8 protein-coding genes are annotated in these 15,389 nt (G+C 63.8%); 2 read left to right on the forward strand and 6 right to left on the reverse strand.

Annotated features, from left to right (window positions below; translation table 11 throughout):
- Window positions 1-298: 298 nt before the first annotated feature.
- The 3 genes from AC4CS3_RS17060 to AC4CS3_RS17070 are packed head-to-tail and all read right to left on the reverse strand — an operon-like array spanning window position 299 to window position 7,867.
- Window positions 299-3,985: a 1,4-alpha-glucan branching enzyme gene (locus tag AC4CS3_RS17060; protein WP_490784433.1), complete on the reverse strand. Its 3,687-nt coding sequence runs from the start codon at window positions 3,983-3,985 to the stop codon at window positions 299-301.
- A gap of 1 nt (window position 3,986) precedes the next feature.
- The gene (gene treS / locus AC4CS3_RS17065; protein WP_490784434.1) at window positions 3,987-5,783 is read right to left on the reverse strand and encodes a maltose alpha-D-glucosyltransferase; all 1,797 of its coding nucleotides are present in this window, start codon (window positions 5,781-5,783) and stop codon (window positions 3,987-3,989) included.
- Between the two features lie 5 nt (window positions 5,784-5,788).
- Window positions 5,789-7,867 (reverse strand): alpha-1,4-glucan--maltose-1-phosphate maltosyltransferase, encoded by a 2,079-nt coding sequence (locus AC4CS3_RS17070; protein WP_490784435.1) that lies wholly within the window; start codon window positions 7,865-7,867, stop codon window positions 5,789-5,791.
- A gap of 131 nt (window positions 7,868-7,998) precedes the next feature.
- Between AC4CS3_RS17070 and glgP the strand changes: the two genes are divergently transcribed.
- Window positions 7,999-10,617: an alpha-glucan family phosphorylase gene (gene glgP, locus AC4CS3_RS17075; RefSeq protein ID WP_490784436.1), complete on the forward strand. Its 2,619-nt coding sequence runs from the start codon at window positions 7,999-8,001 to the stop codon at window positions 10,615-10,617.
- Window positions 10,618-10,660: 43 nt separating this feature from the next.
- On the opposite strand, the gene AC4CS3_RS17080 is transcribed toward glgP, so the two are convergent.
- Window positions 10,661-11,020 carry a barstar family protein gene (locus AC4CS3_RS17080; protein ID WP_490784437.1) on the reverse strand — a complete coding sequence of 120 codons (360 nt, stop codon included), beginning with the start codon at window positions 11,018-11,020 and terminating at the stop codon, window positions 10,661-10,663.
- A 5-nt stretch (window positions 11,021-11,025) separates the two neighbouring features.
- Window positions 11,026-13,134 carry a glycogen debranching protein GlgX gene (glgX, locus tag AC4CS3_RS17085; RefSeq protein WP_490784438.1) on the reverse strand — a complete coding sequence of 703 codons (2,109 nt, stop codon included), beginning with the start codon at window positions 13,132-13,134 and terminating at the stop codon, window positions 11,026-11,028.
- A 280-nt stretch (window positions 13,135-13,414) separates the two neighbouring features.
- On the opposite strand from glgX, the gene AC4CS3_RS17090 reads away from it, so the two are divergent.
- The gene (locus tag AC4CS3_RS17090; protein WP_490784439.1) at window positions 13,415-14,224 is read left to right on the forward strand and encodes a carbon-nitrogen hydrolase family protein; all 810 of its coding nucleotides are present in this window, start codon (window positions 13,415-13,417) and stop codon (window positions 14,222-14,224) included.
- A 143-nt stretch (window positions 14,225-14,367) separates the two neighbouring features.
- On the opposite strand, the gene rlmB is transcribed toward AC4CS3_RS17090, so the two are convergent.
- On the reverse strand, window positions 14,368-15,363 hold the full coding sequence (gene rlmB / locus AC4CS3_RS17095; RefSeq protein WP_441415629.1) for a 23S rRNA (guanosine(2251)-2'-O)-methyltransferase RlmB: 996 nt from the start codon (window positions 15,361-15,363) through the stop codon (window positions 14,368-14,370).
- Window positions 15,364-15,389: the final 26 nt, after the last annotated feature.

Genomic DNA, 15,389 nt, shown 5'->3' on the forward strand with positions numbered 1-15,389 from the left:
CCGGCACCACCCACACCCCACAGGGTCCAGGATCGCTCCGGAGCAACTTCCCAAACTTACCGGCTGCTTGCCTCCTAGTCAAATCGGCGTTCTTGACTTGATCTTCACGAGGAACTCAGTCAACTTCACCGATCTCCACTGGGGAGCAGCGCGGGTACTAACTATACCACCAGTTCTCCGGGGAGGCAAAAGCCCGGTCGGGCGGCCTGCTGCGCCTCAGAGGTCGTCCGCTAGATCCACGCAAAGGGCCCGGAAACTCAAGGCTTCCGGACCCTTCACCCTCAGAAAAGCAGAACAACTACCCCACAGGCGTGAACCAGGAAGCTCCGAGCGGCGGCAAGGTGACGGTCAGTGCCGCAGGCAATCCTTCCGCCCCGGGTGCGGTGGCAAGCAGTTCACCGCTGTTGATCACGCCCGAGCCTCCGTACACCTCGGCGTCAGTATTGAGTACTTCCTGCCATGCGCCGGCGGACGGGACGCCGAGCACATAGTCCTCGTGCGGGCCTCCCGAGAAATTCACGGCGCACACCAGGGGGTTGCCGTCGTTGTCCCACCGGATAAAGGTCAGTACGTTACGGTCCGCGTCCGCGCCGTTGATCCACTGGAAACCGCCGGGCTCGTTGTCCCGGACATGAAGGGCCGGCGTCGAGCTGTACAGCGTGTTCAACTCACGGGTGAGCAACTGGAGTCCGCGATGCGCCGGAATGTCGGCAAGGAACCAGTCGAGCCCGTGCTGTTCGGACCATTCGGCCTCTTGGCCGAATTCGGTGCCCATGAAGATGAGCTGCTTGCCCGGGTGCGCCCACTGGTAAGCCATGAACACCCGGAGGTTGGCAAGCTGCTGCCAGCGGTCGCCGGGCATCTTGCGCAGCATCGATCCCTTGCCATGCACTACCTCGTCGTGGCTGATGGGCAGCAGGAAGTTCTCCGTGAAGGCGTAGACCATGGAGAACGTCACCGTACCGTGGTGCCAGCGGCGGTTCACCGGGTTTTCGGAGATGTACTTGAGGGAATCGTGCATCCAGCCCATGTTCCATTTGAGGCCGAACCCCAGGCCGCCATGGTTGGTCGGCGCGGTAACGCCCGGGAACGCCGTAGATTCTTCGGCGATGGTCACTGCCCCGGGGTGGGTCTTGTAGATCGTCGCGTTGACCTCCTGGAGGAAGGAGATGGCTTCCAGGTTCTCGCGTCCACCGTGGACATTGGGGAACCACTCCCCTTCCTCGCGCGAATAGTCCCGGTAGAGCATGGAGGCCACGGCGTCCACCCGGAGCCCGTCGATGTGGAATTCCTCAAGCCAGTACAGGGCGTTCGCAACCAGGAAGTTCCGGACCTCGGTGCGGCCGAAGTCGAAGATGAGCGTGCCCCAGTCCGGGTGCTCACCGAGCCGGGGATCGGAGTGCTCGTACAGCGGTTCGCCGTCGAAGCGGGCGAGGGCCCAGGCGTCCTTCGGGAAGTGCGCGGGGACCCAGTCCAGGATGACGCCGATGCCCGCTTGGTGCAGCGAATCAACGAGGAACCGGAATTCGTCCGGATGCCCGAATCGTGAGGTCGGAGCAAAGTACGACGTGACTTGGTAGCCCCATGAACCGCCAAAGGGGTGCTCGGCCACCGGCATGAACTCGACGTGGGTGAAGCCAAGCCATTTCACGTAGTCCACGAGGTCCTTGGCCAGCTCTTTGTACCCGAGGCCAAGGCGCCATGAACCAAGGTGGACTTCGTAGACGCTCATGGGTGAGTTGTGCGGGTCCTTGTTGGCGCGCGCCGTCATCCAGGCGTCGTCCTTGAAACGGTAGCCGGACTCCACCACGCGTGACGCGGTCAAGGGCGGAACTTCGGTGCCGAAGGCGAGCGGATCGGCTTTCTCCACCCAATGGCCGGCCTTCGTCAGCAGTTCGAATTTGTAGCACGCCCCTGCTACAACGCCCGGGATGAAGACTTCCCAGACTCCTGAAGAACCGAGCGAGCGCAAGGCGTGTTCACGCCCGTCCCAAGAGTTGAAGTCGCCCTTGACGCGGACTGCCTGTGCATTTGGCGCCCAGACGGCGAAGGAGACGCCGTCCACATCGCCGAGCGGGGAGCGGTAGTGCTGGACGTGGGAGCCCAGTGTGTCCCAGAGCCGTTCGTGCCGGCCTTCGCCGATAAGGTGCAGGTCCACCTCGCCGACGGTTGGAAGGTAGTGGTACGGATCGTTGATCGTCACCGGCGCGGAATCGCCGTACACGACGTCCAGGCGGTAGTCCGGAACGTGGCCGTGCTGCAGCGGTTCGAGGACCGCCACCCAGATCCCGTCGGTCTCGTGGGTCATCGGAACGGAACCGGCTTCGGTGACCACGGTTACTTCCGCCGCGAGGTGCTTGACCGTGCGGATGGTGACGTGACCGTGGTCGTCAAGGTGAGCGCCCAGCACCGAGTGCGGGGCGTGGTGCGCACCGGCGGCCACCCGGCCCAGGGTAGCGGTGTCCACATACAGCGGGACTCGGGGCCGTTCGGTACGTGCTGAGCCTGTCATTTCCTTACCTTCCGATGTCGCCACGGCATCCGTGCCGGGGCTCGTGTTTCCGAGGAGCTGCCGCGAAGCATTGACCGGAATGGGCAACCAGTCCGGCCTGTTCCGCAGCTCGTAGATCACCTCGTACAAGGCCTTGTCCAGCCACAATGCCACAAACAGCGGCGAGCGGCGGTCAATAGTTCCAGGGGTGATGTCGCTGTAGCCTGCCAGGAAGGCCTCGGCGCAGTCGTCAACCCACGTGGCGGGAACCCGGGCGCCCGGGTTCTCGCGGATGGCCGCGCCGGCCGCGTAGTCGAAGGACCGCAGCATCCCGACGACGTCCCGCAGGGGAACGTCGGGAATATTACGGTGTTCGATCGGCCTCAGGGGTTCGCCTTCAAAATCCAGGATCGCCCACCGGGCCGGTTCTCCCGCGGCGCCGGGCACCAAGAGGATCTGGCCCAGGTGAAGGTCCCCGTGGATGCGCTGCAGCGTCCCGGCTTCCTTGCCCGACAGTTGCGTCAGGAGTGCCTCGAGCTGCTGCTCATGGGGCCCGACGGCGGTGCCCGCCTCAGCCCACGACTGGCGGACGCGCCGGGCTACTTCGGGCGCGATGTCCTGGCCCGGAACGCGTTCCCGGGCGGTTCCGAGGGTTTCCGCGAGCCGGAGGTGCACGGTGGCGGTCGCCTGGCCCAGTTGCCGGGCTTCGGCTGTAAAGTCGCTGCCCGATGCCGCGGCGTCGACGGCGAGGCGCCAAGCGTCCTGCCCGCCGGCAAGGAATTCGTGGGCAACGGCGAAATCCGCCGAGGCTGTGCCGTGGCGACCCAGGGTTGTCCGTACCTCCCACGTTCCCGTAATCCATCCAAGGGTGGACGGCACTTCCTTCGTACCCGCCGAGGTCAAGGCCGCGCCCACCTCCACCTCGGGGTTCTTGCCGACCGACACGACCCGGAAGATCTTCACGATCGCCGCGGACACGCCGTCGTCGACGATCACCGAAGTGTTGGACTGCTCGCCGGAAGAGACTCGCACGGATCCTGAGGCAGAGGGCAGCCGCAGGCTGCCCGGCACGGTATGTCCGCTCGCGGTGCACTCCCCCTCGCCGGGTTCGGCGGACGCCTGACCCCGGATGAGATCGAGCCATACCGTGACAAAGTCAGGATCGTGGGGGGCGTCGTATACCCAGATGGCCGGATCCTGCTCGCTTGTTCCACCGATCTGGCCCACCAAGGCAGGTGCCAAAGCAGCCGAGGGCGCGGAACGAAAGCTAAGCGGTACTTGGATGATGTCGGTCTGCCTCCCGCCGTCGGCCGTTGCGTAAGCGACGGACAATAGCTGGACCTCCGAGCCTGTCCCAAAGGCGGGCGCAGAAAGGGCGAACGAACCGACGAAATCCAGTTCGAATAACCCTGCCTTGACCGGAAACCAGCGCTGCCGGGGCAGCCATTCCTTGAGCAGGGAGGCCAGGACCGTGGTGGGCGCCATGAGACTCATCTCAGCCTTCGATGGAGAGCACTGGGATGGCCTGGGTGTACGGCGAGGAGGCGGTGGAACCCGCCGAACGTATCCGAAGCCAGAAGAAGTCGTGGCTGCCGAGCGTGAGGGTCAGGGAGCCGTCGGCGCCAATCCCCGGGAACGGTTGGCCTCCGAACACATCCCTCAAGCCTCTTCCGGCATATTCTGGGATATCCAACGTGGTAGCAACCGGATGCTGAGACAGGTTGAAAACGCACAGGATCGATTCGGCGTCCTCGCCTTCCGGATTGCCGTCCCGGAGCTCGCGCAAATAGGCAAGGACCACTTCGTGGTCTGCCGGAACGTTCCGGTAGCCGCCTAGCCCGAAGGCCGCGTGGTTCCTACGGACACTCAGAATCTGCCGTGTCCAGCGCAGGAGCGATCCGGAATGGGCCGCTTCCGCCTCGACGTTCGCCATGCTGTAGTTGTAGACCAGCGACTGGATGACGGGCAGGTACAGCTTTCCGGGGTCGGCGTTGGAGAACCCTGCGTTGCGGTCCGGGTTCCATTGCATCGGCGTGCGGACGGCGTCGCGATCGTCAAGCCAGATGTTGTCTCCCATCCCGATTTCATCCCCGTAGTACAAGAAGGGGCTGCCTGGAAGGGAAAGCAGCAACGCGTTGATCAGTTCGATCTCGGAGCGGGAATTGTCCAGCAGCGACGCAAGCCTGCGCCGGATCCCGATGTTGGCGCGCATTCGCGGGTCCGGGGCGTACCAGCCCAGCATGGCGGCACGTTCGTCGGAGGTGACCATCTCGAGGGTGAGTTCGTCGTGGTTGCGCAGGAAGGTGCCCCATTGGGCGCCGGCCGGGATTCCCGGGGTGTCCCGCAGCGTCTCGATGATGGGGGCGGCCTTCTGGTCGCGGAGCGCATAGTACAGGCGCGGCATGATGGGAAAGTGGAAGGCCATGTGGCATTCCGGTTCTTCCTCCGTGCCAAAGTACTCGACGACGTCGTGCGGCGGTTGGTTGGCTTCGGCGATGATCACACGGCCCGGGTAGTTCTCGTCCACCATCTTCCGAAGGTCCCGCAGGAAACCGTGGGTGGCCGGCAGGTTTTCGCAATTGGTGCCCTCTTCCTCGAAGAGGTAAGGGATGGCATCTGCCCGGAATCCGTCAATGCCTTGGTCCAGCCAGAACCTGACGACGTCGTGCAGAGCCTCGACGACCTTGGGGTTTTCGAAGTTCAGGTCGGGCTGGTGGCTGAAGAAGCGGTGCCAGAAGAACTGCCGGCGGATCGGATCGAACGTCCAGTTCGACTCTTCCGTATCCACGAAGATGATGCGCGCGTCCTGGTACTTCTCGTCGGTGTCACTCCACACGTAGAAGTCGCCGAACGGACCATCCGGATTCTTACGTGACTCCTGGAACCAAGGGTGTTGGTCCGAGGTGTGGTTCAGCGGGAGGTCGATGATGACCCTGACGCCCCTCGCATGGGCTTCGGCCACGAGCCTCTTGAAGTCGCTGATGGTGCCGAACTCGTCCAAAACGGACGTGTAATCGGAAATGTCGTAACCACCGTCGCGCAAAGGCGAATCGAAGAACGGCGGCAGCCACAAACAATCCACCCCGAGCCACTGCAGATAATCCAACTTGTCGATCAGTCCGTGGAAGTCACCGGAACCATCGCCATTCGCGTCCGCGAAGGCCCTCACCAGAACCTCGTAGAAAACAGCCTTTCGATACCAATGCGGGTCATGTTGAAGACCCGGGGCGTTCAGCTCGAAAGTGTTCTTCGGCGTGAAGTACTGATTTTGACCCTGCGGATTAAAGCTCACTAAGGCTACCTCCGGATATTGAGAATGTGTGCCGGTTCTTGATGGGCGTCCAGTCGGACGTAGTTGTACTCGCCCCACTCCCAGCTTTCGCCGCTGACCAAATCATCCACCCAGAATCGTCCGTTGGCGGTGAAGTCGGATGGATCCAGCGAAAGAGCCGAGAGATCCAGGGTCACGGTGCTTTCCCTGATGCCGTGGGGATCGACGTTGACCACGATGATCAAGGTGTCCTTGCTGCCGTCAGGCAAGGTCTTGTGCTTGGAGAACACGATGGTGGCGTCGTCCGTGCTGTGGTGCAAAGTCAGGTTCTGCAGGTCGCCCAGGGCGGGGTGGGCCTTCCTGATGGCGTTGAGCCGCGTGATGTACGGGGCGAGACTGTGCCCGGAAGCGGCTGCAGCATCCCAGTTGCGGTCCTTGAACTCATATTTCTCGTTGTCGATGTACTCTTCGGCACCGGGACGCGCCACATGCTCGTACAACTCGAATCCGGCGTACACACCCCAGAGCGGGCTGGCCGTCGCCGCCAAAGCGGCGCGGATGCGGAATGCGGCCGGACCGCCGTATTGGAGGTATTCGGTGAGGATATCCGGGGTGTTGACGAAGAAATTGGGTCGGAAATACGCCGGGGATTCGTGGCTGACCTCCTGGAAATACGATTCCAGTTCGGTCTTGGTGTTCCGCCACGTGAAGTACGTGTACGACTGTTGGAAACCTGCCCGGCCGAGAGCGTGCATCATCGCGGGGCGGGTGAACGCCTCGGCGAGGAAAACGACGTCGGGGTACTTTTTGTTGACCTTGCCGATCAGCCATTCCCAGAACCACACCGGTTTGGTATGGGGGTTGTCCACGCGGAAAATCTTCACGCCGTGGCTCACCCAGAGGAAGACGATGCGCAGGATTTCCTTGGATAGTCCAGCGGGATCGTTGTCGAAGTTCAGCGGGTAAATGTCCTGGTACTTCTTGGGCGGGTTTTCGGCATAGGCGATGCTGCCGTCAACCCGAGTGGTAAACCATTCCGGATTGGTCTTCACCCAGGGATGGTCCGGGGCGGCCTGCAGCGCCAAATCCAGAGCGACCTCGAGGCCCAGCTCATTGGCCCGGGCCACAAACCCGTCGAAATCCTCGAACGATCCCAATTCCGGGTGGATGGCATCGTGGCCGCCGGCTTCGGAGCCGATGGCCCACGGCGAGCCCGGATCCTGCGGACCCGGAGTCAAGGTGTTGTTGCGTCCCTTGCGGTGCTGGAAACCAATCGGGTGGATGGGCGGCAGATAGATGACGTCGAAGCCCATGTCCGCAACGGCGTCGAGCCTCTTGGCCGCCGTCGTGAAGTTGCCTGAAGTCCACGTTCCCGTGGTGGGATCGAGCACGGCACCTTCGGAACGGGGGAAGAATTCATACCAGGCCCCGCGGCCGGCGAGGTCACGCTCCACGAGGAGCGGGTATTGTTCCGAGACGGTCACGAGTTCACGGATCGGCTGGCGCTCGACGACGGCCACGACCTCTTCGCTGAAGCCGGCGGCAAGGCGCTCCTCGTCAGTCTTCGAAGTATCGGCGAGGCCTTCTGAGGCAGCGCGAAGGATGCGCTTGTCCGCCGCGCTTCGGGCGCTTTCGCCTGCCGCTTCGGCGAGCAATGCGACACCCTCAGCGAGCATCAGCTCCACATCGATGCCGGCCTCGACCTTCACTTCCGCGTTGTGATGCCACGTGCCGTAGCGGTCGTGCCAGGCTTCGATTGCGAAAGTCCAGGCTCCGGGCGCCGTCGGGGTCAGCAGGCCCTCCCAACGGTCGGTTCCCTTGCCACGCTCGCCCGGGGCCGGGGCGAGCCGGACACGTTGGCGTTCTTTGCCTTTGGGGTCCAGCAGGACGGCGCTCACCCCCAGCTGGTCGTGGCCCTCACGAAAGACCGTGGCGCCAACCACCAAATCTTCACCAGGCAAGGCCTTGGCCGGGAACCGGCCTTCCTCGATCACGGGCTGCACGGCCGTGATGGGGAATCTGCCGAATCTAAGACCTTCGGTGATACCGGTCTTCTGCTTGGACTTGGATGCTGAGCTGGATCGCGGTGCTGCAGTAGTGGTCACAACCTCGACGTTAGCGAGAAAAATCACATTTTGCGAAGAGGTACCCCAGACTCTTCCGCGCAATGTGTCATTTACCTAAAAGAAACCGAAAGCTGTTCCTGCCGTCCACCGAGTGGATTAGTGTGACGCTCGTGAAGGCAATTCGAAGGTTTACCGTCCGTACACTGCTCCCCGAGCCGATCCAGCCACTGGCGCGTCTCGCGATGAATCTGCGCTGGTCGTGGCACCGGCCTACCCGTGAACTCTTTGCGAGCCTTGACCAGGAATTGTGGGAGGAGAGCCGTCACGATCCAATAAGCCTCCTCGGGTCAATCAGCCGCGATCAGCTGGACCAACTTGCTTCCAACAATGAACTTGTAGAGCGTGTCCAGCACGCGGCTGCGGACCTGGACCGGTACCTGAGTGAGCCGCGCTGGTACCAGGGGCTGGGTCCGGATGCTCCGGCGTGCATCGCGTATTTCTCGCCCGAGTTCGGGATCACCGAGGTGCTTCCGCAGTATTCCGGCGGCCTGGGGATCCTGGCCGGGGACCATTTGAAGGCTGCTTCGGATTTGGGTGTGCCGTTGATCGGCGTCGGGCTGCTGTACCAGGCGGGCTACTTCAAGCAGTCCCTTTCCCGGGACGCATGGCAGCAGGAGACCTACCCTGTCCTGGACCCGGACGGCCTGCCACTGACGCTGTTGCGCGAACCGTCGGAGGACGGCACAGGCAAGCCAGTGACGATCTCACTGCCGCTGCCCAACGGACGCAAGCTCAACGCGCACATCTGGCGTGCCGACGTCGGGCGCGTGCCGCTGCTGCTGCTCGATTCGAATGTTCCGGCCAACGACGACGCGGCGCGCGGGATCACGGACCGCCTCTATGGCGGCGGCGGTGACCACCGCCTGCAGCAGGAGCTGCTGCTGGGCATGGGCGGGGTGAAGGCGCTGCGCGTCTTCCAGCGCCTCACGGGCACTCCTGCCCCGGAGGTGTTCCACACCAACGAAGGCCACGCCGGGTTCCTGGGCATCGAACGGATCCAGGAGCTCATGTCCTCCGAGGCCCCGCTGAGCTGGTCCGAGGCCCTGGCCGCCGGGCGCGCGTCCACGGTGTTCACCACCCACACCCCCGTGCCGGCCGGCATCGACCGCTTCGAGGCCGTGCAGATCAGGCATTTCTTCGACGCCGGTCTGGCCCCGGACGTGCCGGTGGAGAAGGTCCTGGAACTGGGCCGTGAGAACTACGAGGGCGGCAACCCCGCGGTCTTCAACATGGCCGTCATGGGCCTGCGCCTGGCGCAGCGGGCCAACGGCGTGGCCAAACTCCACGGCGTGGTCTCCCGCGAAATGTTCTCCGGCCTCTGGCCAGGCTTCGACCACTCCGAAATCCCCATCACCTCCGTCACCAACGGCGTCCACGTACCCACCTGGGTGGACCCGCGCATCTCTGCCTTGGCCCGCCAGCAGTTTGGAAGCGAGGCCGAGGCCATGGGCCGTTGGGATCTCGCCTACAACGTCAGCGACGAGGACGTGTGGACGCTGCGGCGTCAACTTCGCGTTTCCCTCGTGGAGGATGTCCGGCGTCGGCTCCGGGCGGCATGGAAGAAGCGCGGGGCGGCCGATGCGGAGCTGGGCTGGACGGACACCGTGCTGGACCCGGACGTGCTCACGATCGGTTTCGCCCGGCGCGTGCCCACCTACAAGCGCCTGACCCTCATGCTCCGGGATCCGGCCCGCCTCAAGGCCCTGCTGCTGCACCCGAAGCACCCCATCCAGCTGGTCATCGCGGGCAAGTCCCACCCGGCCGATGACGCCGGTAAGAAGATGATCCAGGACCTGGTGAAGTTCACCGACGACCCCGCCGTGAGGCACCGGATCGTGTTCCTGCCCAACTACGACATCGCCATGGCCCGCACCCTGTTCCCGGGATGCGACGTGTGGCTGAACAACCCGCTGCGGCCCCTGGAGGCCTGCGGGACCTCCGGGATGAAGGCGGCCATCAACGGCTCCCTGAACCTTTCGGTGCTGGATGGCTGGTGGGATGAGATGTACGACGGCGAGAACGGCTGGGCGATCCCGACCGCGAACAACGACGCGTCCCCGACCGAACGCGATGACATCGAGGCCGCCGCGCTCTACGAGCTCCTGGAGACCCAGGTGGCACCGCGCTTCTACGGCTCCACGGTCTCCGCCGACGCCGGCGCGGCCGGGCCCTCCCAGTCCGGCCCGGAAGCCGTGCCGACGCACTGGGTCTCCATGATCAAGCACACCCTGGCCCACCTCGGCCCGGCAGTCTCGGCCGACCGCATGCTCCAGGACTACGTCAACACCCTCTACCGCCCGGCAGCGGAGTCAGGACGGCGTGCCGTGGCTGGCTCCTTCAAGGAGGCGAAGGAACTCGCGGCCTGGACCACCAAGGTCCGCAACGCCTGGCCGCAGCTGATCGTGGAACACGTCGATTCCATCGGCGTCTCCGAAGAACCACAGATCGGCGACACCCTCCAGGTCAACGCCTACATCGCCCTGCACACCCTGACACCGGACGACGTCAGCGTCGAGGTGGCCTACGGGCGGGCTGAAGAAAGCGATGAATTGGAGGACATCACCGTGGCCGAACTGAGCTCGTTCGAGGACCTCGGCAACGGGCGCCACCTGTTCACCGGGTCCATCCTGATCAACCGCTCCGGATCGTTCGGCTACACCGTCCGGGTCTTCCCGAAGCACCCCTCCCTGGCTTCGAAGGCCGAACTGGGGCTGATCGTCAACGCGTAGCGGCAAACTGGGTGGGTGGGCATCGCCCGCCCAGCCAGTCGAGCTACTGCTGGAAGACCGCTATCACAGCGAGGTCCCGCCCGGAGTAGAACTCGGCGTCCTGGAGGATCTCGCAAACCAACCCGAAGGACCGGTCCGTCCGGTAGGCCGCCGGGACCTGCCAAATCAGGGTGACGGGGGGTTGGTCATCCTCGGCCACACTGTCTGCGAAATCGTGGAGTGAATCGTTGAGCGCATCCAGGTCCACCCCGTCGTACTCGGGGAAATCGAGCACCTGGCCGAACACTTCCAGGACGCCCTCCTTGTTTGCAGCCGGCGGCACCATCACGGTGCGGCGGCCGGCGTCGGACACTTGTTCCTGTAGTTCTTCCAGTGTCCACGTGTCTGCCGAATAGATTTTCATGGTTCCTAGGTGCGGTAGACGTTGATGGTGTTGCCTTGGACGACTTCCCGCTCGCCTGCCGAGACCAGTGCTCCCTGCCTGCGGTCATTGAGCTCGGACGTCGTCAGGCGTAGCTCGAACATCCGGCTCCCCGTTCCGGATTCGGCGAGCAGTTTGGGCAGGACGACCTTTTTGTCATCCTTGTTGCCGTTGATCACGATCAAGCCGCGGTAAGCGCCGCCCTCCGAGCTCACCAAAAGCTGCACAACCCGTAGGGAGGGATCGTGCCAACGGGCCGCCGTCATGGGCTGGCCTTTTTCATCAAACCAATCCAGGCCCGTGCCGCTGTCCGGGAAGCCTGCGTCCTGGGCTTGCAGGAACTCTTTCCGGAGCCGTATCACCCGTTTGGTGCTCCGCAGCATGTCATGCGATTCGGGTGTCTGGGTCCAGTCGATCCATGTCAGGGGGTTGTCCTGACAATAGGCGTTGTTGTTTCCCTGCTGTGTGCGTCCGAGCTCGTCGCCAGCGGTGATCATGGGTACGCCAATGGAGATCATCAACGTGGTCATGAGGTTCCGCTTCGATAGGGCACGGGCAGCGAGAATGGTCTCGTTTTCCGTGCGGCCTTCGAATCCGTGGTTGTAGCTAAGGCTGTTGGTCTGCCCGTCGCGGTTTTGCTCGCCGTTGGCCTCGTTGTGCTTACGGTCGTAGGACACTAGATCGGTCAGGGTGAAGCCATCGTGGGCCGTGACGAAGTTGAGCGAGGCGAGCCTGGAGCGTCCTGAAGGTTCAAAGACCCGGGCCGAGCCCGTCAAGGCGTCGGCGAGATCTCCCATGGTGCTGCCGGACATCCCGCCGTCCACAGCGGCCCGCTCTGACAGCCAAAAACGGCGCACGCCGTCGCGGAAGTGATCGTTCCAGTCCACCCAGCCCTCCGGGAACCGGCCGGTCTGCCAGCCACCATAGCCCACATCCCACGGCTCGGAAATGAGCTTGGTCTTGGAAAGCACCGGGTCCTGGGCGATCCGTTTCAAGAATGGGTGCTCAGGGTCGAATTCATTGCCCGCATTGCGGCACAGCGTCACGGCAAGGTCGAAACGGAAGCCGTCTATGTGGAATTCGTCCGCCCAAGATCGCAGCGAATCAATGGCCAGGTCCACCACCCTGGGTTCGGCGAAGTTGAGGGTGTTGCCGCAGCCCGTCGTGTCGAGGTAGCGGCCGTGGGCATCGTGGCGGTAGTACTGCCGCTCCCCCAGACCCCGGAAACTGGAGGTATCGCCGTCGGGGCCGCCTTCGGCGGTGTGGTTGTAGACGACGTCGAGGATCACTTCGATCCCCGCGGCGTGCAGGAGCTTCACCATGCCTTTGAATTCGTCCTGGACGGCGTGGGGGCCCGCCTGCTGAGCGGCTTGCGTGGCGTAGTCCGCGTGTGGCGCAAAGAACGCGGCGGTGTTGTATCCCCAGTAATTGGTCAGGCCCAAGTACTGAAGGTGCTGCTCGTCCATGTGGAAGTGGATGGGCAGCAATTGAACGGCCGTCACTCCCAATGAGTGGAAGTGCTCGATCATGGCGGGGTGCGCCATGCCTGCGTAGGTGCCGCGGAGGTGCTCGGGGATATCCGGGTGCAGCATGCTTTGGCCGCGGACGTGAGCCTCGTAGACAATGGTGTCCCGCCACGGCGTGCGAAGCAGGCGATCGTCACCCCAATCGAAAGCCGATTCCATCCGCACGGAGGTCAGCAGTTCTCCGCGCTGGTGTACCGCCCGACCGTAAGGATCCAGCAACAGCTGCTCGGCGTCGTCGGCGTCAAAGTCCGGGGCAGGAACGGACAGCGGAATCGCGTCCTCGTGGACCGCTGCGCGGAAGCCGTACCGCGCGCCGGGCGGTAGCCCGTCCACAATCCCGTGGTGCACGCCGTCCTCAAGCTTCGGCAGTATGTGGACTTTCCAGGAGTCGCCGGGGGCCTTGTAGGCGATTTCGACTCGAGTGAGTCCCGGGGCCCATACAGCGACGTTGACCCGGTCCGGCGAGGGAGTGTCATCTTCGGATATTCCAGGCCGCGGCAAACTCAGCCCGAGCGGCGACGGCCGCGAGGCGTCCACTGTAGATGCTGTGTCAAAAATCGGCATAACCATTACTTGAGAGTTTAGTCTCCGACGCCAATTCTCCCTTGCCGGCGGCCCATATGACAGTGGTCATGCCCGGCGGTCGGAACCAAACCGGCGGTCCCTACAAACGCAAACAAGCCGCTCACCTGCTGAAACGTCGAATCACCCGGCTCGTAGCGCTTTTCGTGAAACCGGTCGTTTGAGCGGATTGTGTCGGTTGCGCCGAATACGCCCGCCCGCGCGCGTGAGTTCGTATCCTCAGCGCGGCCGTTGCATACTTTGGCTATACACCAATGTGGAGGTAATTGTGCGAATCGCTCTTGCTCAACTCATCAGTGGCCGCGAGCTGGCAGACAACCTGATCCTGTTGGAAGACTACGCCCGCCGGGCCAAGGAGGGCGGCGCCGAGCTCGTGGTATTCCCTGAAGCAACCATGCGGGCGTTCGGGAATTCCCTGCTCGACATCGCTGAGCCCCTGGACGGGCCATGGGCCAGCCAGGTGCGGAAGATCGCCCAGGATCTTGGAATCGTGATCGTGGCCGGAATGTTCACCCCCGGGCTGGCCTCCGACGGCAGCAACGGCAAAGTCCGGAACACGCTGATCGCCACCGGGCCCGGGGTGGACACCAGCTACGACAAGATCCACCTCTTCGACGCCTTCGGCTTTGCGGAATCGGATACCGTCGACGCCGGCACCGATCCGGTGACGTTCGTCGCCGGTGGTCTCACCTTTGGCCTGGCCACCTGCTACGACATTCGATTCCCGGCCCTCTTCACCGCCAATGCCGACCGCGGCGCCGATGTGAATATCGTGTCCGCTTCCTGGGGTGCCGGGCCTGGGAAGGCGGAGCAGTGGAAGCTGCTCGCGCGTGCCCGGGCGATCGACACCACGACCTTCGTGCTGGCGTGCGGCCAAGGCGATCCCGCGAGCCAAGGCCGTGAACCCAAGGGTGCAGCGCCTACCGGAGTGGGGCACTCGGTCGTCGTGTCTCCCTTGGGGAACGTGCTGCAAGAGCTCGACGCCGAACCCGGCCTCTTGTTCGCGGAGCTGGACGCCGCCGTCGTCAAGGAAGCGCGGGTCAAGCTCCCGGTCCTGGCGAACCGCCGCGACTTCTAGCTCCGACTTCTAAAGGGAACAGCAACGCTCGCTCACCGAAAGAAGTGAGCGAGCGTTGCTGTATTTGGCGCTATAGGTGAGCGAGCGTCCATCTGAAACACCCTATAAGTGAGCGAGCGTCGGCTGTGCCGCCAACCTTCTTGCTATTTGGCCGCGCGCTGCCTTGAGACCTCGTACAGGGAGATGCCCACGGCCATGGAGGCGTTGAGCGATTCCATGGCGGAGTCGATCGGGATGGAGATGATCTGGTCGCAGTTTTCGCGGACCAGGCGGCTGAGGCCCTTGCCCTCGGAACCCACGACAATGCACACGGGATCGGTGGCCAGGGCGAGATCCGGCAGCGAGACATCGCCGTCGCCGTCCAGGCCCAGCACGAAGATGCCCATCTGTTTGAACTGCTTGAGCGCGTTGTTCAGGTTGGCCGCGCGGGCCACGGGAACGCGGACCGCCGCGCCGGCGCTGGTCTTCCAAGCCGAAGCGGTGACGCCTACGGAGCGGCGCTCCGGGACAATCACGCCGTGGCCGCTGAAGGCGGAAACGGAGCGGATGATGGCGCCCAGGTTGCGGGGGTCGGTGATGCCGTCGAGCGCAACGAAGAGGGGCGCGTTGGGGATGTACCCCTTCTTCCACTTTGTGACCGTCTCTTCGGCGAGGTCGTAAGCATCCTGGTATTCGTACGGCGGGATCTGCAGCACGAGGCCCTGGTGGACAGCGTCTTCGGTCATGCGGTCCAGCTCGGGCTTACCGGTTTCCAGCAGCGGGATGCCACGTTCGGCAGCGAGCTTGAGGGACTCCTTGACGCGGTCGTCCATCTCGATCCGAATGGCAACGTGCAGTGCCTTCGCGGGGATTCCGGCGCGAAGCGCCTCCACCACGGAGTTGCGTCCGGTGACGACTTCCTCAGTAGCGCGGCCCTTCGGGCCTGAGCGGGCGCCCGGGTTGGAGCGGCTGGCACCCCCGGCCGCGCGCTTGGCCGCGGAGCGCTCGGCAAGCTGCTTGCTCTTGTACGCCTTGTGGTACTCGCGGTCCTCAGCCTTGGGGGTTGGACCCCTGCCTTCGAGGGCCTTTCGACCGTGGCCACCGGTTCCGGTGGTGGGGCCCTTCTTGCTCTTGACAGCCCGGCGACCGTTGTTGGCCATGAATTCCACCCTTGATTGTGTTGAGT

Source organism: Arthrobacter sp. SE2, from assembly GCF_058244265.1.